This is a genomic window from Pseudoalteromonas sp. C2R02, assembly GCF_018860845.1.
GTDB lineage: Bacteria > Pseudomonadota > Gammaproteobacteria > Enterobacterales > Alteromonadaceae > Pseudoalteromonas.
Genome location: NZ_JAHKQC010000040.1, coordinates 62479 through 82033, shown reverse-complemented (window position 1 = coordinate 82033; position 19555 = coordinate 62479). Strand labels below are relative to the sequence as shown.

At 34.8% G+C, this 19555-nt stretch carries 19 protein-coding genes; 9 read left to right on the top strand and 10 right to left on the bottom strand.

Features of this window, described 5'->3' with window-relative positions; genetic code table 11:
- Window positions 1–56: 56 nt before the first annotated feature.
- Window positions 57–359: a GIY-YIG nuclease family protein gene (locus tag KO527_RS18420; RefSeq protein WP_354668639.1), complete on the top strand. Its 303-nt coding sequence runs from the start codon at window positions 57–59 to the stop codon at window positions 357–359.
- Here the strand turns inward: KO527_RS18420 and KO527_RS18415 are convergent.
- From KO527_RS18415 to ilvC, 4 genes are all read right to left on the bottom strand, one after another.
- Complete coding sequence (locus KO527_RS18415; RefSeq protein ID WP_216041731.1) at window positions 354–1274, bottom strand: M20/M25/M40 family metallo-hydrolase; 921 nt, start codon at window positions 1272–1274, stop codon at window positions 354–356. The two genes, KO527_RS18420 and KO527_RS18415, sit on opposite strands and share 6 nt — an antisense overlap.
- A complete protein-coding gene (locus KO527_RS18410; protein ID WP_216041730.1) occupies window positions 1274–2467 on the bottom strand; it encodes a tetratricopeptide repeat protein in 1194 nt (397 codons plus the stop codon). The genes KO527_RS18415 and KO527_RS18410 overlap by 1 nt, the downstream gene beginning before the upstream one ends.
- 133 nt (window positions 2468–2600) lie before the next feature.
- Entirely contained in the window at window positions 2601–4508 is a 1908-nt protein-coding gene (locus KO527_RS18405; protein ID WP_216041729.1) for a methyl-accepting chemotaxis protein, read from the bottom strand.
- 168 nt (window positions 4509–4676) lie between these two features.
- Window positions 4677–6152 (bottom strand): ketol-acid reductoisomerase, encoded by a 1476-nt coding sequence (gene ilvC, locus KO527_RS18400; RefSeq protein WP_216041728.1) that lies wholly within the window; start codon window positions 6150–6152, stop codon window positions 4677–4679.
- A 136-nt stretch (window positions 6153–6288) separates the two neighbouring features.
- Here ilvC and ilvY point away from each other — a divergent pair, with 136 nt between their 5' ends.
- From ilvY to KO527_RS18375, 5 genes are all read left to right on the top strand, one after another.
- Window positions 6289–7185: an HTH-type transcriptional activator IlvY gene (gene ilvY, locus KO527_RS18395; RefSeq protein WP_216041727.1), complete on the top strand. Its 897-nt coding sequence runs from the start codon at window positions 6289–6291 to the stop codon at window positions 7183–7185.
- A 121-nt stretch (window positions 7186–7306) separates the two neighbouring features.
- Complete coding sequence (locus tag KO527_RS18390) at window positions 7307–8149, top strand: MipA/OmpV family protein (RefSeq protein WP_216041726.1); 843 nt, start codon at window positions 7307–7309, stop codon at window positions 8147–8149.
- A 1-nt stretch (window position 8150) separates the two neighbouring features.
- Window positions 8151–8549 carry a DUF3019 domain-containing protein gene (locus KO527_RS18385; protein ID WP_216041725.1) on the top strand — a complete coding sequence of 133 codons (399 nt, stop codon included), beginning with the start codon at window positions 8151–8153 and terminating at the stop codon, window positions 8547–8549.
- A gap of 11 nt (window positions 8550–8560) precedes the next feature.
- Entirely contained in the window at window positions 8561–9250 is a 690-nt protein-coding gene (locus KO527_RS18380; protein WP_216041724.1) for a response regulator, read from the top strand.
- A 142-nt stretch (window positions 9251–9392) separates the two neighbouring features.
- Window positions 9393–10574, top strand: coding sequence for an ATP-binding protein (locus KO527_RS18375; protein WP_354668637.1), 1182 nt, complete (start codon window positions 9393–9395; stop codon window positions 10572–10574).
- A gap of 367 nt (window positions 10575–10941) precedes the next feature.
- Here KO527_RS18375 and KO527_RS18370 read toward each other — a convergent pair whose 3' ends face one another.
- The 5 genes from KO527_RS18370 to KO527_RS18350 all read right to left on the bottom strand — a co-directional run bounded on the left by KO527_RS18370 (window position 10942) and on the right by KO527_RS18350 (window position 15898).
- On the bottom strand, window positions 10942–12405 hold the full coding sequence (locus tag KO527_RS18370) for an aminoacyl-histidine dipeptidase (protein ID WP_216041722.1): 1464 nt from the start codon (window positions 12403–12405) through the stop codon (window positions 10942–10944).
- Between the two features lie 58 nt (window positions 12406–12463).
- Window positions 12464–12682, bottom strand: a complete 219-nt coding sequence (locus KO527_RS18365; protein ID WP_216041721.1) for a DUF3820 family protein — start codon at window positions 12680–12682, stop codon at window positions 12464–12466.
- 201 nt (window positions 12683–12883) lie between these two features.
- Window positions 12884–13171, bottom strand: coding sequence for a hypothetical protein (locus KO527_RS18360; RefSeq protein ID WP_216041720.1), 288 nt, complete (start codon window positions 13169–13171; stop codon window positions 12884–12886).
- Between the two features lie 335 nt (window positions 13172–13506).
- Window positions 13507–15078: a cation:proton antiporter family protein gene (locus tag KO527_RS18355; protein ID WP_216041719.1), complete on the bottom strand. Its 1572-nt coding sequence runs from the start codon at window positions 15076–15078 to the stop codon at window positions 13507–13509.
- A gap of 118 nt (window positions 15079–15196) precedes the next feature.
- The gene (locus KO527_RS18350) at window positions 15197–15898 is read right to left on the bottom strand and encodes a DUF3313 domain-containing protein (protein ID WP_216041718.1); all 702 of its coding nucleotides are present in this window, start codon (window positions 15896–15898) and stop codon (window positions 15197–15199) included.
- A 171-nt stretch (window positions 15899–16069) separates the two neighbouring features.
- Here KO527_RS18350 and KO527_RS18345 point away from each other — a divergent pair, with 171 nt between their 5' ends.
- From KO527_RS18345 to KO527_RS18335, 3 genes are all read left to right on the top strand, one after another.
- Window positions 16070–16813 carry a sporulation protein gene (locus KO527_RS18345; RefSeq protein ID WP_042149596.1) on the top strand — a complete coding sequence of 248 codons (744 nt, stop codon included), beginning with the start codon at window positions 16070–16072 and terminating at the stop codon, window positions 16811–16813.
- A 200-nt stretch (window positions 16814–17013) separates the two neighbouring features.
- Window positions 17014–17619 (top strand): rhomboid family intramembrane serine protease, encoded by a 606-nt coding sequence (locus tag KO527_RS18340; RefSeq protein WP_216041717.1) that lies wholly within the window; start codon window positions 17014–17016, stop codon window positions 17617–17619.
- A gap of 8 nt (window positions 17620–17627) precedes the next feature.
- Window positions 17628–18071: a GNAT family N-acetyltransferase gene (locus KO527_RS18335; RefSeq protein ID WP_354668636.1), complete on the top strand. Its 444-nt coding sequence runs from the start codon at window positions 17628–17630 to the stop codon at window positions 18069–18071.
- Window positions 18072–18136: 65 nt separating this feature from the next.
- On the opposite strand, the gene KO527_RS18330 is transcribed toward KO527_RS18335, so the two are convergent.
- Window positions 18137–19486 carry a sodium-dependent transporter gene (locus KO527_RS18330; RefSeq protein WP_216041715.1) on the bottom strand — a complete coding sequence of 450 codons (1350 nt, stop codon included), beginning with the start codon at window positions 19484–19486 and terminating at the stop codon, window positions 18137–18139.
- Window positions 19487–19555: the final 69 nt, after the last annotated feature.

The window sequence follows — 19555 nt, the reverse complement described above, 5'->3', positions numbered from 1 at the left end:
GTCGTCTTGTAAAAGTGGAAAGTGGAATTTTGACTAAAACTGAGCATAAAAGTTCAATAAAGCTTAAAAAGAATGAAAAAGTTGCACTTAAAGAATGGCACTTATATATAGTGCAAACGAGGTTGGGGCATTGGTATACCGGAATTACCACTGATGTTCAGAGACGTTTTGAAGAACACTCCAAGGGTACGGGTGCAAAAAATCTCAGAGGTAAAGGTCCGCTAGAGTTGATTTTTCATCGGCAAGTTGGCGATCGCAGTGCAGCAAGCATTTTAGAGTGTCAGGTCAAAAAATTTTCAAAACCACAAAAGCGCCTTTGGGTTATTGAACAAAAATCTCAATTAAATGAAAGGTTATAATTGACTGTCATTTAATGACACCACTGTTTGAAAAATGTTATTTACAACAGCTTGATAGAATTTTACATCTATATTTTCAAAGGTGTCTTTATGGGTATGGTAATTTTTATGTGTACCAACACCGTAATAAATGTAAGGGATTTTATATTTACGAAAAGAGGCATGATCACTGGCGTTTCGCCAATCTATTCTGTCTTTTTTTTGTTTTGCATTCATTTGCCTGTTTGAGCTAATGAAAAGTGTTTTAGCAATACCATCAATACTTTCTACTTCAATGATTTCTTTATATGGCTTTAATTTTATTGAGCTAAACGCATATAAAAACCCGCGTTTGGGTGCAACCGCCAGCATGTCTAAATTAATGTTTAAAACAATATCATCAGTATTAACAAGCGTACTGGATAAAAATGCTTTAGAGCCATACAGCCCGGTTTCCTCTGCATCAGTCGCAATAAAGATATAATGATAGTTTAAATCTAACTTTTGTAGCCGTTTAGCGATATTTAACATGGCAGCAACGCCAGAGGCATTATCATCTGCGCCGTAATATATTTTACTGCCTGAGTTTCCTAAATGATCATAATGTGCGGTAAATACGATATAGGGGGTTTTTGGGTTTTTTGCAGGTAAGCTACCAATAATATTTATCCCTTGCTTTGTGCTAAAAAAGCCACTTTTATACTGAAATTCATGTTGATAATTATCAATTATAGGGTGTAAATTTAATTGTTTAAACCGCGTTATAATGTACTGGGCAGCCAGTTTTGAACCTTGGCTGCCAGTTTTTCGTCCTTGCATTTTTGATGCGCTTAAAGCTTTTAAGTCTTTGAGTAAGCTCTGATCTGAGTGATATATTTGTGCAATGGCATTGGTGCTAAAAAGTAGCGAAATAAAACATATAGATCTGAAAAACATTAATTTACCATCGCATTTAAACTGTTTATTTTACCTTGATAGGAGTTTATATCCTCAATGAAAAAGGCATTCTTTTTTGCAGATTTTAAATAGCGTTTGGCTTTTTTATAATCGCCTAACTGATAAAAGCTACGAGCTAAACCAAAATAAGGTTCATGAAGCTTTCTGTCAAGTTCAGTTGATTTTTTATAATATGAGATGGCTTCTCTATAAAATTTTTGCACATAAGCTTCATTGCCTTTAGCAATGTGGTAATAAGGGTTACTTTGTCTTTTAGCATCAAGTTCTCTTTTTATTACTTGGGCTTGTTCAATACGATCTGTCATCTCAAATAAGATGCCTAAATTACCTTTTGCTGTATTGTTAGCAGGATCGAGTTCGAGTGCGTATTGATAAGCGAGTTCTGCATGACTGTTTTGGTTTTTGATCCTAAATAATATGCCTAAATTACCCCAAGCTGGGGAGTAGCGAGATGCTATTTTTGTGGCGCTTTTTAGATAATGATAAGCTTCATTATATCTGCCATTGACCATCGCAATCGCCCCTTTGTTATTGTAAAACATCGCAGCAACTGTGTGTTTATTGATCTCTTTTGTTTTGAATTTCTCCTTACGGCTGTTGGCATCAAAATCAACAACAACGCCATCTGAAACATCATACAGTCTTTGTACACCATCAAATTTTGTTTGATCAAATTGCAATTTAAGATTGATGTGTGAGGTTAATAAATTAAAGCCATTCTCTAATGCCCAATATTCGGGAATAAAAACGCGTTGAAAATTCGCTTCTAATCCTAAGTGTTCAGCCATGCTAAAAGCCATAATTGATAAAGATAAGCAGTTTGCATTTTGTTGTTTAAATGTTTGATTGGCAGTAAGTGTGGCGCCGGATTGATAATCTAGGTTGTTATTTGCGGAGTTAAAAATAAAATGTAATAAATCTTTAGCAGTTTTCATTGAGGGTTTTTTATTCGGAATGTTCTTCACTAGTTGTGCTTTAAGTTCATCACTTAATTCGAATATTTCATCATAGGATTCGACTTCAAAGTCTTTAAATTGTGTTTGATTACTAAATAAAGTTAAAGGTGGCGGCGATGCTTGCGCTGAGCTTTTGGTATTTGCACACCCAGCTAAAATGAATTGTGTGATGATAATTAACAAGCTAATTTTAAATGAGTTGGTTTTAATAGGCATACACACCTCTAAGAATTAGTTTCTCTCTTAGTTAACTATATGCGCATTTTGTGTGTTTGGGAGTTTGAAATTGTTACAAAGTCTTTCAATAAAGGATATTAAATCCTTATTGAAAGACGTATAAAACTGCGTTCTATCTCTGTAGTTTAAAGGTATCAACTAATGAATCTAAAGACTGTGCATTAACTGACAGTGACTCAATTGCACTTTCAATGTTGATTTGATTATTCATGGACTCTTCATTGATAGCACTGATATTTTCAACATTTTGACTCACATCAGTAACAACTGCATTTTGCTCTTCTGTCGCTGTCGCAATAATTGTTGCCATATCATTTATTTGTTCAATCTTTTCAACCACATCAGTTAAATGAGAAACCGCGTGTTCCATAGAGCTAACACTATGAGTGGCATTAGATTGAGATTTTTGGATATCTGTTACAACTTGCTGTGATGTGCTGTTGAGCTCTTCAATCATTTTTTGAATCTGATCTGTTGAGTCAGATGTACGCTTTGCTAAGCCTCTAACTTCATCGGCAACAACAGCAAAGCCACGGCCATGCTCACCAGCTCTGGCAGATTCAATAGCTGCATTTAAAGCTAACAAATTAGTTTGCTCTGAAATAGAGCGTATTACATCTAAAATTGAGCCAATTTCTTGTGTTTTATTAGCTAATGTATTGATTTTATTGCTCACTAAATCAATGTCATTTGCTAAGTCTTTGATATCTGATTGAGATTGCTGAACTTGATTTTGTATTAAAGAGGCTTGTTGATGATTTTGCTGTGTATACTCTGCTGTATTTGCAGCACTACTCGCAACTTCTTGTACAGCTGCACCCATCTCATTAATTGCAGCGGCAACAGAAATAGTTTGTTCTTTTTGTAAATTCATTTGAGATGAGTGATGTTGCGCTTGTGAAAAAACATCATCTGAAGTCGTTTTAATAGCATGACTTTGTTGCAAAACATCACGTAATGCTTGTTCAATTTTATTTAAAAATTGATTAAATCCTAAGCTTAATTTGTTTAATTCTGGCTGGCTGTTTGTCGGTAATCTATAAGTGATTTTTCCATCGCCTTGACCTAGTTCTTCAAACAAATTTGTGATTTTTTGCAGTGGCGCACTAATGCTACGTGCTAAATATAAACCTATTATGCAGGCTATTATTGCTACTACCACTGAAAAGCTAATGATTTTCCACGTTAATGTATCTATTTGCGAAAACACTTCAGCTTTTGGTACTTGAGCAATAACATATAAATCAGTGTTATCGATTGGACTAGCAGCTAGCAAGATTGTTTGGTTTTGATGTTGTGTTTCAATTAAAGAAAATTCAGCATTATTTAATAGCTGAGTTTGCACATTTGAATTGTATATTTGATTTAAATTAGCTTTTGCTACAAGCTGATTATCAGAATGTAGTTTTACTAAACCTGTTTTATCGGCTAAATAAACAAAGCCAGTTTGTTCAATTGTGAATTTTTGCAGTAGGTTTTGCATTTCATCTATGCTTTTAGCTAAACCAGCTAAGCCCATTCCATTGAGTTCTTGGTGATTAATGAACATTTTTACATCACCCACACTTTCTTGAAAAATGCTAATGGAAAATGCTTGATTGGAGTTTTTAAAATCATAAAACCACGAATCTTGTGTGTGATTCAATGTTCTTAAAAAACCTTCTTGATTCCAATAATTATTAGTTTCCTTATTAGCCCATGAAGCTGTGGCTAAGTCATATTGTGTCACTAACCTATTAAGTTCTTTGATAAGTAGTTCATCATTATCACTATTGTTTTTAGCCCATTGCTGTATGAACTTGTTTCCAGACAGCTGTTTACTTGCCATAAGTAAAATATTTATTTCTTTACTTAAATAATTTTTTATTTCTTTAACTTTACTCGGTAATTCAGATCCTATCATGCGTTCTTCTGTGATAGATTTTGCTGATTGAATAGAAGTGATACCGATAATTGTTGCAACAGCTATGGCAACAAAAGCGGCAACTAAAGCCACTTTTTGAGTAATTGTGATTTTCATAATTCTAAAATGAATGAAAAAGGTACATTTATGCTACCATATTGTGATTATTGAATTAAAGGCAATTATTCTGATTAGGGAATAATTTAGAGTAAATACTAAAAAAGCCTAGCTAAAATTAGCTAGGCTTTGACAAGCGAAAATTTGAACTTTTTTTAGTAAATTTTACTAAACAATTTTAGTCATAGCTGACATGTAACCACGTAAAGTAGTACCAATCACTTCAACAGGGTGGCTTCTTAATGCTGCATTAACTTCAATTAAACGGGCATTATCAACACTATTAGTCTCAGTTGATAAACCTTTACCAATCACGTCAGTATCAATATCTACCATGAAATTTTTCAGTAGTGGTAAACATGCGTGGTTATATAAATAACAACCGTATTCTGCAGTATCTGAAATTGTGCGGTTCATTTCAAATAACTTTTTACGCGCAATTGTATTAGCAATAAGCGGTGTTTCATGTAAAGACTCATAATATGCTGACTCGTCTTTAATACCTGCTGCAACCATAGTTTCAAAAGCAAGTTCAACACCCGCTTTAACCATAGCAATCATTAGGATACCATTATCGAAGAATTCCTGCTCTGAGATTTCAGAATCAGTATTTTGTTGCTTCTCAAAAGCGCTTTGAGAAGTTTCTTCACGCCAGCCTAATAATTTAGCATCGTCTTCAGCCCAATCAGCCATCATGCCTGCAGAAAATTCGCCTCCCATGATGTCATCCATATGTTTGTTATATAGAGGACGCATGATTTGTTTTAGTTCTTCACTTAAATCAAACGCTTTTATCTTTGCTGGATTAGATAAACGGTCAAGCATATTAGTTACACCGCCATATTTTAGCGCTTCAGTGATTGTTTCCCAACCATATTGCACTAATTTTGATGCGTAACTTGCATCGATGCCTTTTTCTACCATTTTATCAAAACATAGTAGTGAACCTGTTTGTAACATACCACATAGGATAGTTTGTTCACCCATAAGATCTGATTTAACTTCAGCTATAAATGAAGATAAAAGAACACCTGCTTTATGTCCACCAGTGCCTGCTGCATATGCTTTTGCCTGTGCTAAACCTTTGCCTTGAGGATCGTTTTCTGGATGAACTGCTATTAGTGTTGGTACACCAAAACCACGTTTATATTCTTCACGTACTTCTGTACCAGGACATTTAGGTGCAACCATAATCACTGTGATGTCTTCACGAACTTGCATGCCTTCTTCAACAATGTTGAAACCATGAGAGTAAGCAAGTGTTGCGCCTTGCTTCATTAATGGCATAACAGCAGATACAACAGCTGTATGTTGTTTATCAGGAGTCAGGTTAAGTACTAAGTCAGCCCCAGGGATGAGTTCTTCATAGGTACCAACCTGAAATTCATTTTCAGTCGCATTGATGTATGACTGACGTTTTTCAGCAATTGCAGATTCACGTAATGTATAGCTTACATTTAGACCTGAATCACGTAGATTTAAACCTTGGTTTAAACCCTGTGCGCCACATCCTACAATTACCAGTTTTTTACCTTCTAAAGCTTTAACGCCATCAGAAAACTCTGATTCGTTCATAAATTCACATTGGCCAAGTTGTGCCAATTGCTCGCGTAATGCTAAAGAGTTGAAATAATTCGCTGTCATAATATTCATCCTACAAAAAAAATTAGTTGGTTTGTTTAAACCCTAAGTTCAATCTATACAATTAATTCTCTTGCGTAAAATGATATATTTGCATTAGAGTATTGCATAAAGTGAAACGTTAAAGTTTGAACCATATATGGATAATCGATCGCTACAACTCTTCTTAGCATTAGCTGAAACCTTGCATTTTGGTCGCGCAAGTGAACGGTGCCATATAAGTGCTTCAACACTGAGTCGAAATATTAAACAACTTGAGCAAGAAGTCGGTGTTGAGTTATTTAATCGAGATAATCGTACTGTGAGTTTGACTAAACAAGGTAAGGACTTTATTGAATATGCTAATGTCAGTTTAGCCCAATGGCACAGGTTTAAATCTTCTTTAGATGAAAACCATACCGAGCTTACAGGTGAACTCAGTTTGTATTGCTCTGTTACAGCATCTTATAGTTTTTTATATCGATTGCTTGAAACATTTCGCCAGCATCATCAAAAAATAGAAATTAAGCTTAATACTGGCGATCCTGGCGTGGCAATATCTCGCATACTGGATGGTTATGAAGATATGGCGATTGCAGCAAAGCCAGATCAGTTGCCTTCAAATATGGCTTTTTGTGCTACGGGTTCATCTGCATTACAATTTATTGCACCTAAAGTGCAATGTAATATTAGCAATATCATTTCAGGTGCAGGTCAAGAAATTCCGTGGCAATCCTTGCCTTATATCGTACCAGAACATGGTTTGAACCGAAAAAGATTAGAGCATTGGTGGAAAAAAAATCATATAACGCCTCAAATTTATGCCCAAGTTGCAGGTAATGAAGCTATTGTATCTATGGTGAGTTTAGGTTTTGGCATTGCTTTAGTGCCTCAAATTGTTTTGGATAACAGTCCATTACAAGATAAAGTTCAGGTACTTAAGGCACCATATCAACCAAAAGATTTTGAAATAGGTTTATGTGTGCAACGAAAAAATTTACAAAATCCATTGATTCAAGCTATGTGGCAAATATCTCAAAAACTTAAAAGTCAATAATTCACATTTTGAAGCTAAAGGTGATTCATTTGTTATCAATTGTAACTACGTAGTGTTTGTAGTGTTATATCTTGGTAAAGTATGTTCAAAATGCATACTTTTAAATTACAAGGGGACTGTAGTGCGTTACATTTTAATTATTTTACTGTGTAGTTTTAGCTTTGCAGCCAGTGCTAAAAAAGTGAAAATGGATGCTCCAAAAGTAGAGGTAGGCCAATGGCACTTAGGTTTAGGTGTCGGTGTGGGGGTTGCTAAAAACCCATTACATGGTGGTGATGATTTTCCATTATTGCTACTGCCTGATATTGCTTATTATGACGAACATCTTTATTTTGATAATGGGCAGTTTGGTTACACTTTTTTAGATGAGCAAAATCATGTAATTAGCTTGATTGCAGAATTAAATCCAGAAAAAAGATTTTTTATTTTTTGGAATCCTTCAAATGTTTTTCTTAAAAATAGCATCGCTTTTACTGAAAACCCAGGGCAAGTTGTTGGCAATGAAAAGGCCAACAGCGTAGATTCTAATGATGTAGCCAAAAGAAGATGGGCACTAGACTCGGGCATAAACTATCAATACTTTCATGAGTACTTTACGGCTAGGGTTAACTTATTAGCTGATATTAGTAATGCACATAATGGCTGGCGTGCTGGGATTGAGTTAGAACATAGTTTTAATATAGGTAACTTAATTGTACAACCTGTGATTGGTATTTGGCATAAAGCCGCAGAACTTAATAATTATTATTATGGTCTGAGCAAAAGAGATAACCTAGGTATTACATATGAATTAGATTCAGCTTGGCAACCTTACGCTCATCTACAATTAACCTATCCTTTGTCGCAAAACAAAGCAGTATTATTCAAATTGAGTTATGATGACTATTCTAATGTCAGTAATAGTCCTTTGTTCAAATATGATTATGCCGTTAACATTTTTATGGGTTTAAAATACATTTTCTAATATGAAATTAACCACAAGTTTTGTTATTATTTTTTCGCTCTCACTTTTGTTAGCGCTAGGGAATGCTGTTGCTAAAAACAGCCAGCCTACACTTAGCGTATCGCCAAAAGTATGTGTGATCAGTGAAGAAAAAGAGCTCTGTGAGTTAACACTTTACTTTGAATGGAAATTAGCGAAAAAACAAGATATCTGTTTATTTGAAAACGATGAACAAGTGCAATGTTGGCAAAAAACTAGCCAAGCAAAGGTATCTTATAAAGCTTACGTTCAGGTTGAGACTGTATACTCTCTCATAAATCAACAAACGGGTAACAAACTGGCCCAAACGAAAGTCGAAATCCAGAGTTCACATTTAAAAACTCAACGACGTCGTTTACGTTCACCCTGGAGTTTCTTTTAAAGGAGAGAGATATGGCTAAAGTATTATTGGTAGAAGACGATTTAGGTTTACAGCAGTTAACACGTGAATACCTGGAACATAATGGTTTAACAGTTGAGGTGCTTGATAACGGTGCTCAAGTTATGAACCGTATTGAATCAGATATGCCAGATCTTATGATCTTAGATGTGATGCTACCAGGTAAAGATGGCTTTAGTGTTTGTAGAGAAGTGCGTGATAAATATTCTTTACCTATCTTGATGTTAACAGCAAAAGGCGAGGACTTTGACCAAGTAATTGGTTTAGAGCTAGGTGCCGATGATTATGTGATAAAACCAGCAGAACCACGCGTATTATTAGCACGTGTAAATGCGTTATTACGTCGTCATCAACCACAAAAAACAACAGAAGAATTAAAGTTCGGTTATTTAAATATTGATAAAACCAGTCGAATTGTAAAACTAAGTGATAAAGAAGTATCACTGACATCTCATGAATTTGAATTATTATGGTTATTAGCTAATAGTGCCGGTGAAGTTTTAAGTCGAGAACATGTTCACGAAAAAATGATTGGTCGTCAATATGATGGCTTAGATAGAACAGTTGATGTACGTATTTCTCGATTACGTAAAAAGCTTGGTGATAATAGCGATAAACCTTATAGAATTAAAACAGTTTGGGGACAAGGTTATTTATTTGTTTCTGACGCTTGGAATATATAAAGCAAATCGTATTAACAAAAATCTGCACAGTGGATAATGGATTTACGATTGCTATTAAATAAGGATTAGCAGTTAAATGAGAAAGCTTTTTGTCAGCTTATATCTCTACATTATTATTTCACTATTTCTTCTTAGTGGCACAATGGAAAAGTTGTGGCCACATAAAGAAGGTGCCGATGCATTAATGTTAGGTGCTGAATTTAGTCAAAGTTTACTGCTTTTATCAAAAACAGATGACGGAGTTTCACAGCTGAAAAAGCACTTTTCAGCGCAGGAAATTGCGTTATCTGATATCGCGTTTTTACCCCATCAAGAAATTAAGTTACAAAAAAATATCCCTATATTATTATTTGATAGTGAAGACCGTGCTGTTTGGTATATTAAATATCATAAAGATAAATTATTGAAGGTCGGACCTATTTCTGTTGTTGCACCAGTATATGATTCTAGTTGGCCATATTTAATTATATTAGCATTTATAGGCTTACCTATTGGTTTATGGAGTTATGTTGTCTGGCGTGACTTTGAAAGGCTCAGAGGTATGTGTGAAAGCATGAACGCACCTGAAGATATGGATTTAGGGCCGGGAATTCACTCTGTTTTGTTACCAATAACAGATACTTTATCTGCAATGCAAGAGCGTATTAAACGTTTATTGGATTCTCAAAAAGAATTAACCTCATCTGTTTCCCATGAATTTAGAACACCATTAGCCCGTCTTAAATTTGCCATTGCTATGATGGATGATAAAGATTTAAATGACAGAAGCAAAAAGTATATCAATGGCATGAATTACGATATTGCGGAGTTAGAGTCACTCGTAACAGAAATGCTTAACTTTGCTAAGATGGATAGAGAAACGCCGGCATTGCATATTGCGCCTATTGATTTGGTTGAATTAGCTGACAACTTAATTGATAAATTAAGCTTTAACGCAGACTGTGCTATACGTTTGGTATCTGAGGATGAGCTTTTACATGCTTGTGATGGTCACTTTTTAACCCGCTCTGTACAAAACTTAATTGGTAATGCGGTAAAGTATGCTGATGAGTTAGTTCAGGTAAGTTTAATTGCTGTAGATGATAAAGTATTAATAAAAGTTGCAGATGATGGCCCTGGTATAGAAGAAAGTGAATGGGAAAATGTATTTAAACCTTTCACGCGTTTAGATAAAAGTCGCCATAAAAAGACGGGGGGTTTTGGCTTAGGCTTAGCGATAGTGAGTAAAATAATTCAATGGCATAAGGGTAAGTGCTATTTAGAAAAGACCGATTTAGGTGGTGCTTGTTTTGTGATTGAGTTGCCAGTTATAAATAAAGATTAATACCAAGTCTAATAAATACAGCTGCAATCTAAATAGTATAATGCTAAAAAATTTTAGTAAAAGAAAAAGCGCCCATCTAGGAGCGCTTTTTTTATTCGGGATAACTGAATTTCAACAAGTAGCACTAACTCAGAGTGCCGCTTTTAAAAAAGGTTCAAAATTATTTTAATTTAATTCTAACTTTTTTTAAATTGAGTGAAATCATAGCAATTCAATTAAGTTAGTGAGGTAATATAAACTAGGATAAATTCTCAAGAGCACAGGTTTATAGCTCCAGGCTAAACCTAAGTACCTGCATCCATGCAGGCAACGCAGTTATTGTATATTTAAACCATTTAGATTGATCGCATATTTATTAGAATTGGTATTACAATTCTTTATTCGGAATATTCTCTAACACTTGCAGTAAAAGCTGATAAAAAGGCTCAACGGTATCTATTTTTACCTTTTCATCTGGTGAGTGAGGGAAACAAATAGTTGGACCAAAAGACACCATATCCCAATGTGGATAAGCATCTTTAAATAAACCACACTCTAAGCCCGCATGAATCACCATTATATTAGGTAAAGTACCAAACATTGTTTGATAAGTTTCCCGTAAAATATCTTTTATTGGTGAATCTGTTTTAGGTTCCCAACCTGGATAAGCGCCAGTACACTCAATAGAGGCACCTACAAGCTCAAATGTAGAACTAATCATATTTTGTGTATTTAAGCGTGCGCTATCAATTAAAGAGCGTACTAGGCATTGAATATGTAATTGGTTATCTTCAGTTTTAATTACACCTAGATTTGTTGATGTTTCAACAACACCTTCTACTTCATCGCTCATTCGAACTACGCCATTGATACAGGCATTTACAGCATTTACAAGTGCAAACTGCGTTGCTTTTGAAAGTTGTTGTTTTTCAGGAGATATTTCCTCTAAACTTAATTCTAAATTAGGCTCAATGATGCTTAATTCGCTTAATAATAAAGCTTGAAATGATGCAACTGTTTGCTCTAATTTCGCTGAGTTATCAGCACTGACATTAATGTGGATATTTGCTTCACGTGGAATAGCGTTACGTAAGCTACCACCATCAAATGCGGTTAATGAGATATCTAAATCTTGCTGATGAAGTTTTAAAAATCGTGCAAGTAGTTTATTGGCATTACCACGGCCCAAATGTATATCAACACCTGAATGACCACCTCTTAAACCTTTAAGTGTTAAGCTGTAGCTGCGTATATCAGTTCGTGTTGCTTCAACTTCAATTGGCAGTTTAACATTAACATCAATACCGCCAGCACAACCCATATAGATCTCACCTTCGTCTTCAGAATCCGTGTTGAGTAGTATTTCTCCATCTAACCAACCCGATTCAAGACCAAATGCGCCAGTCATACCTGCTTCTTCATCTATGGTAACAAGTACTTCAATTGGTCCATGTTTAATATCGTTACTCGCTAAAACGGCTAAACTCGCTGATAGGCCAATGCCGTTATCAGCGCCTAAAGTTGTGCCGTTTGCAGTAACCCAATCACCATCAATATAAGCTTCAATAGGATCGGTTACAAAGTCATGATCTTTATCAGAGTTTTTTTGCGGAACCATATCCATATGGGCTTGCAAAATAACGCCTTTTTTATTTTCCATTCCTTCAGTTGCTGGTTTTTTTATGATTAAGTTGCCAACATTATCTTCTTTAATATTAAGACCTAGATCTGTAGCCCATTGCTGGATCCATGCTGATATTTTTTGTTCATGTTTACTTGGATGAGGAATGGAACAGATTTTTTCGAAAATAGACCAAAGCGGTTTTGGTGATAACTGACTTAATTGATTCACAGAGAGATCCTATTTTAATTTAGGTTGACGGGTAATAATATCTTAGAATATTAAAGCGTTAATAAGGTTTTTTTAATAGAGGCTTTAGCATACCCTCTAAACCATTTAGTTTAACTTCGTACATAAGTGCTAATTGCTCCCCTAACTTCCCTTGGGGAAAACCTTGTTGTTTAAACCAAACAAGGTAGGGTTCTGGTAGGTTTAATAGTGGGCGTCCGGCATATTTACCAAATGGCATAATGACATTAATCGCCTCTATAAGGGCTTTATTATCCATATGAATTTAACCTATTGCTAAAGGAGTGCTGCATTATAGCAATTCTATTAACTTAGTAATTAAGTTTTAATAGCAGTAATTTAAAAGGAGTGGGTTTATTTAGCCCATTTAGATTGGTCACATATTTATTGGAATTGTTAGGGGGTAGACCGACAGGGGCAGTGCCGGTCTATTTAAAAGAGGATATAGGCCCTTTTTAAATTAGTGAATGATGTTTGCTGACTTACGGAAAAAACCATGTGAGTTCAATGTTTGTTTTATTTTTGGATCATCTAATCGACTAGGTACTTCTTGTGCTCTGAGTTCATGACTTTGCGGCACGTGATACATATCTAACATTTTTTGAAAAAGTAATTCTCTTAGCTGTGAAGGGCTAATGCCGGAGTTTTGTATATGATCTAATTCTTGCTGCAACTTTATAAGGGCATCGCTCTGACGATCTGCGGCTACGGCTTTAAATTGTTGTTTATTTATTTCTTTAGACATCATTTAAGCTCCCAACTGGTATTCTTATAAACTAGCTTTTTTATAATTTTAGTTATGAATAACTTCTTTGTAGTGAAAATATACACTTATGAGCTATTGCGATATCAATTGTACGATCTTTAACTAATAGATTGCTAACTTACATGTAAATGTTTGTAAATAGGTTTGTGTTATTGATGATTTTAAAAATTATGAAAACATCTAAAACATTTTGTAACATATTGAAGATAAAATGAAAATAGTTATCAGTTGCAGTTGGCGGTACGTGAAACAGTTTCTGATAACTATTTGGTATAACTTAGAATGTACCTATAAAAATTATTAATATAAGTGGTTTTTTAGTTAAATACTTTCGATTTTACGTGTTCGGCAAAACCGCTACCGGCTTCTAAATAGAAATTATAGGTTGAATCAACGCCTAAACTTTCCAATTCTTTTTGTTGATCTGGATAGTTAGCAATCGCTGTTACTTGTCCAGAAAAACCTGAGGCTTTTAATTGCTCTAAAGCAAATATATTTTGCACATGTTTTGGCATTGCGAGCATTATCATTTCCACATGAGAATGGTTTACCCTTTGCCAAAAATCAGGATCGGTTGCATCAGCTAAAATAACAAATCGATTTCTTTTTATGTGCTTTTCAACACACTCGGGTTTGATATCAACACCGGCAACTGAATCAGGGAAGCTATGGTAAATGGTTTCATAAGCACCGGTTCCAATTCTTCCCATACCAAAAATAAGAACTTTAGCTTGATTTAAATTAACGGGAAGTTCATCTTTTAAGCGTTTATTTGATTCAAATTTAGTAAGCCAATTTTCCAGTTTGACATAAATTTCATTTGCGTGATTATTTAACGGAGATGCAATGATAAAAGTAATTGAAACGGCGATAGCTACGACTGCGAGCCACTGTGCTGAGATTAATTGACTGCTTGCAGCCATTGCACACACAATTAAGCCAAACTCACTATAATTACTTAAAGTGAAACTACTTAGTAGAGATGTACGGGCACGTAAATGAAATATGTTTGTTAAGATATAATATAAAGCCGTTTTTAACGGTAGAATTAATACAAACATTAGAGCTACAAATAGTGTTTCAAGAGTTATATCTGCATTTAGCCCTATCGTAAGAAAGAAACCAACGAGTAATAAATCTTTAAAACTCAATAGTGATTTAGCTAACTCACTGGCTTTTTTATGAGGCGCAAATAACATACCTATAATTAATGCACCTAAATCTCCTTTTAAACCCGCAAACTCAAAAGCCTGATAACCGCCAACGAGTGCAAAGAAAAAACCAAATAAAGGCAGTATTTCACCATGTTTTGAGTGGTTTAAAATCCAAAAAAGTACAGGACGGATCGCAGGTAAAGTACCTAGTAATACTAAGGCCCACATATTGGGGACCTTGCCTGTGCTTATAGCGAGATATACCACGGCAAAGATATCTTGCATTACCAAAATACCAATTGAAATTTTACCATGTAAGCTCGCCATTTCACCTCTTTGCTCTAATACCTTTACAGCAAATACAGTGCTAGAAAAACTAAATGCAAAACCAATTAATAATGATGATTCTAAAGTGAGTTCGCTAAATAAAGATAAGCCAAAATAGCCCATCAACAAAATAAAGCCAGAAAACAGTGCGCAACTAAGTATGATATGTAAACTAGCAGGCGCCCAAACTTGTAGCTGGGTTAAGTTTTTAACTCTGAGTTTTAAGCCGATGCTGAATAGCAATAAGGTAATGCCAATAGAGGCTATTTTAGACAGTAATTCAGTGCTTTCAAAACCTGCAAAATTTAAAATGAAACCAGCTGCTAAAAAGCCAATTAAAGGAGGGAGTTTCATTTGTAAAATAATGAAGCCACAAATAAATGCTGTTGCGAAAAAAATGATTTCCATAGACTTAAAATAAAAAGAGTATTTGATTAAATTGTAACGAATTTAAGCGCTTATTTATACGAGCAAAGCGTGTTTTATCACTTTAATCTGTAAAACACGCATGATAAATTTTAATGAATTATTTTTTCTCAATGCGAGATTTATAATTAGCTAAATCTTTATCCCACTGTTTAACCCAAGAGTCGAGTAAAGTGATAACATGGGTTTTATCTAGTTTTTCGGTATCATTCTCTAGCTGTAAGGCATCACCTCTTAGTACTGTAGTTACTAAAACATCACCGTTAGCACCATTTTTAATTTTATTCTCTAAACGAACTTCTACGTCCCTGTCTCTGCCGCCTGCTGCATAGTTGATACTAGAAATCACAGCTTTGAATGGTAAAACTTCCAGTGGAGAAAAGTCTTCTAACGAAATCCTCATACTGGTTATTGCTGGCTCTATCACAAATACATCAGGCCCCATTGTATTAGAAATCGGAAAGTGCTTTTTGACCACTTTCTTTAATTCATTGTCAAAATATGTTCTGAACATATCAGCAGAATTTTGAGTAAATTGATCTGTAGTTGTTAATTCTGGGTAATATACGACAGGCTTAATGAAAAAAGATTTTGGTTGTAGCGGTTTAATTTTTCGTGTTAACTTTCTAGAGACCCAACGTTGCTGGATGCTACCATCTTCGCGGTCTACATTTTCCATTTGTTTGTAATTACTGATAAAACCATTTTTAACTTCGATAGTTTCAGTAGATTTACAGCCAGATAAAAAGCTAAGACTGAGTAATGATATTATACTAATGAAGTGAGTAGAGTTAAGTTCCATAACACGTTATTTCCAATTCAAATGAGTTAGAACAATAGCTTACTCTAATAGTTCAATATAAGACCAGATTTAATATGTTTTTTTGTTTTACTCAATTAGGTGAAAATATTCGCTGACAATTACAAATAAATAGCGTTAATATGCAGGTAAAGAAAAATAGAGGAGTACAAGATGTTCAAAAAAATCTTGGCAACAGTAGGGATCGGCGCTGCAAAAGTCGATACGATATTACAGACTGAACATTTACAACCTGGGCAAAAATTCAGTGCAGAAATTTTAATTCAGGGCGGAGATGTTGAGCAAGAGATCTCTGGTCTAGATTTAGCCTTAATGACAAAGGTTAAAGTGGAAGGTGAGGAGGGCGATTATTTTACCAATCATGTTATCGAAAGTTGGCATATTGTTGATCATTGTACTGTAGCCGCGGGTGAGCTAAAAAGTATTCCTTTTGAAGCACGCTTACACTCAGAAACACCAATAACAGAATTAAACCAAGGTTTAAATCAAACACAAGTTTGGTTAGCTACGGGTTTAAATATAGATATGGCACTGGATCCGACAGATAAAGATCCTATTTATGTTTACCCAAATGATGCTGTTAGAACCTTTATGCAAGCGATGGACAGATGTGGTTTTAATTTAGTTAAATCTGACGTTGAAAAAGGCTTTTTACAGGCATCAACTTTTCAATCTACTTCAGGTTGTTATCAAGAACTAGAATACAAACCGAATTCTTCTAGTTTGTTTGGTTTGAAGGAAGTTGAGTTATCTTTTGTACCTGAAGCACATAAAACGCATGTATTAATTGAGCTAGACCGTGCATTTAGAGGTGATGGTTATGTTGATATGACTATCGAGCATGATCAAGTAAATTTATCACAACTATGTGATCAACTTGAACATTTACTAAATTAACATTTTGATAAGTAGCAAGCTCTGAATATTGAGCTTGCTAATTTATTTTAAAATTACGTGTTCAGCTTGAAAATTTACTAAATTAATATTTATTGTTACAAGATTGATTTGAATACTTGCTAATTAAATTATTAACTAAAAGATAAATATGGCAACATACAATAATGTAAGTGCCCATTCTTTTTTAGGAGATATAGTGCATGAATTCTATTTCCCAACCTAAACTGCTCCCTTTTCTAATAACAACCTGGATTTTACTGGTTGCGATTCATTTAATTAATTTACTTTTTGCCATGCAATTAAATTATTATGGTGTGATACCAAGAGAGAGTTCAGGTTTATACGGCATAATATTTCATCCCTTTCTACATGGTGGTTGGTCCCATTTAATTAATAACTTAATTTCATTTAGTTTATTTTCTGCTTTGGTGTGGCAGTTTAAACCCAATAGGATATGGCTATTACTAGTTCTGGGCACTTTACTGCCTGGTTTACTAGTATGGATATTTGCGCGTACATCGATTCATGTCGGTTTGAGTGGCGTGGTATATTTTCTTTGGGCTTACGTTGTTTTTTATGGTTTTGTACGCCGTAGCATTAAATCTGTTGTCATTTCTATTATCGTGATATTTTTGTACGGAGGCATGGCCTGGGGTGTATTGCCGATTAAAGAAGGTATGAGTTTTGAAAGCCACCTGTTTGGTATGATATGTGGTGCCGTTATGGGCTATATATATGCAAAGCAAGATATAAAAAATTCAGGTTCGCTGCGCCAAAAAATAGAGAAAGAGATAACCAGTTTATGATAAAAAAAGTGTCAAAATCATTTTCACAATTGACTACAACTGAACTTTATCAAGTTTTAAAATTAAGAGTTGATGTCTTTGTTGTAGAGCAAGAGTGTGCATATCCGGAGCTTGATAATTTAGATATGAATCATGATACTCGCCATATTATGTTTTACCAAAACGAAACATTACTGGCCTATGCGCGCTGCTTAGCGCCTAAAGTGGTATTTGATATAAATCCTGCAATAGGTCGCGTATTGGTCTCAAAAGAGGGCCGGGGGCGAGGGTTAGCAAAAGAATTAATGCTTGAGTCTATAAAAGAATCACAAGCTGCTTGGCCTAATCAAGATATAAAACTTTCAGCACAAACCTATTTATTAGACTTTTATAAAAGTTTAGGTTTTTCGCCGATTGGAGAAGCGTATTTAGAAGATGGTATTGAGCATCAGGATATGTATCGAAGTAAGTGAGCTAAAAATGATTTACAAAAAAGGCGCTTATTTTAGCGCCTTTTTATTTAAAGTTTTTTATTAATTTAAAGTACTGAGTTTAGAAAAACTAATGAGATACATAATGGGCAAACAAATTTAACATACCAAGGCCATATCTTCCAAAACAGACCTTGTTCTAAATCTTCATAACCATTTTTTAGCTCTTCAATAATTTTACTTCTGTGCCAAATCCAACCAATAAATATACAACAGAACATACCTATAATTGGCTGTCCGTATTCAGTTGCTAAGGTAACTACAAAGCCAAATAATGTTTGCATGTTAAATATGATCACTATGCTTATTGTTAATATGATTAAGCTAGTGATTAAAGTTGCTTTATTTCTTGGTAATTTAAATCTCTCTACTACATAAGAAACGGGCGCTTCTAACATTGAGATAGAAGAGGTTAAAGCGGCGATGCTCATTAACGCAAAAAAAGCTAAAGCCACAAATGAGCCCATAAAACCCATGCCATCAAATAAACTAGGGAGAACAGTAAACACCAGATCAGGGCCTGATATTAAACTGCCGTCTGCAGAAAATATTTGCAGTCCCTGTGCTTGTGCCACATACATAGCTGGGATCACTAATAAACCGGCTAAAAATGCAATTGAAACATCAATAAGCGTTACTTGTGCGCCTAAAGTTACTAAGTTTTCTTTTTTACTAATATATGAACCGTATATGATCATCACACTGGTACCAAGCGATAAAGAAAAGAATGCTTGTCCTAGTGCGCTGATCAACAGTTGTGGTTCAAATATTTTACTAAAATCAGGGTTTAAGTATGCATTAAGGCCTTCACTTGCACCTTCTAATGTCATTACATAAATAATTAAACAGATAAGCAGTAAGATCAGCATCGGCATTAAACGCTTAGACCACTTTTCAATACCGTTTTGTACACCACTACGTATGATATAAACCGTTAAACTCATAAATATAGCTGTGAATATTAAACTTGGTACTGTACTTTGACTTGTAAGCCACGTGCTTGCTTCGCTAAGTCCTGCCAAAGTTGTTATTGGTTCTATAGTATAAGACATCATCCAACCAGCTATAATACCATAAAAACTTAAAATCAATGCTGCACATAAAATACCGCCAAAACCAATTACAAATGAAAATTGATGTTGCCATTTTTTGTTCGACATTTTTCTTAGTGACTCAACAGCATTAGCTCTACCATATCGACCAATAACAAGCTCAGCCATAAAAGCGGGATATGCCAAACAGAAAGCTAAAACTAAATAAGCTAATACAAATGCAGCACCACCATTGGAAGCTGTTTGTGTAGGGAAACCCCAAATATTGCCAAGACCAACAGCTGAACCTGCTGCCGCCATAATAAATCCGAAACGGGAGGTAAACTCCCCACGATTAGCGCTCATATTATTATCATTCTCTTTTTATTAAGTAACGGTTATTCTTTAGTTAATGTGCCGATGACAATCTACTTT

Coding starts and splice junctions, on each gene's coding strand:
- KO527_RS18415 (WP_216041731.1), bottom strand. CDS start 1,274: ATGTTTTTCAGATCTATATGTTTTATTTCGCTACTTTTTAGCACCAAT.
- KO527_RS18410 (WP_216041730.1), bottom strand. CDS start 2,467: ATGCCTATTAAAACCAACTCATTTAAAATTAGCTTGTTAATTATCATC.
- KO527_RS18405 (WP_216041729.1), bottom strand. CDS start 4,508: ATGAAAATCACAATTACTCAAAAAGTGGCTTTAGTTGCCGCTTTTGTT.
- ilvC (WP_216041728.1), bottom strand. CDS start 6,152: ATGACAGCGAATTATTTCAACTCTTTAGCATTACGCGAGCAATTGGCA.
- ilvY (WP_216041727.1), top strand. CDS start 6,289: ATGGATAATCGATCGCTACAACTCTTCTTAGCATTAGCTGAAACCTTG.
- KO527_RS18385 (WP_216041725.1), top strand. CDS start 8,151: ATGAAATTAACCACAAGTTTTGTTATTATTTTTTCGCTCTCACTTTTG.
- KO527_RS18380 (WP_216041724.1), top strand. CDS start 8,561: ATGGCTAAAGTATTATTGGTAGAAGACGATTTAGGTTTACAGCAGTTA.
- KO527_RS18375 (WP_354668637.1), top strand. CDS start 9,393: ATGGAAAAGTTGTGGCCACATAAAGAAGGTGCCGATGCATTAATGTTA.
- KO527_RS18365 (WP_216041721.1), bottom strand. CDS start 12,682: ATGGATAATAAAGCCCTTATAGAGGCGATTAATGTCATTATGCCATTT.
- KO527_RS18360 (WP_216041720.1), bottom strand. CDS start 13,171: ATGATGTCTAAAGAAATAAATAAACAACAATTTAAAGCCGTAGCCGCA.
- KO527_RS18355 (WP_216041719.1), bottom strand. CDS start 15,078: ATGGAAATCATTTTTTTCGCAACAGCATTTATTTGTGGCTTCATTATT.
- KO527_RS18350 (WP_216041718.1), bottom strand. CDS start 15,898: ATGGAACTTAACTCTACTCACTTCATTAGTATAATATCATTACTCAGT.
- KO527_RS18345 (WP_042149596.1), top strand. CDS start 16,070: ATGTTCAAAAAAATCTTGGCAACAGTAGGGATCGGCGCTGCAAAAGTC.
- KO527_RS18340 (WP_216041717.1), top strand. CDS start 17,014: ATGAATTCTATTTCCCAACCTAAACTGCTCCCTTTTCTAATAACAACC.
- KO527_RS18330 (WP_216041715.1), bottom strand. CDS start 19,486: ATGAGCGCTAATCGTGGGGAGTTTACCTCCCGTTTCGGATTTATTATG.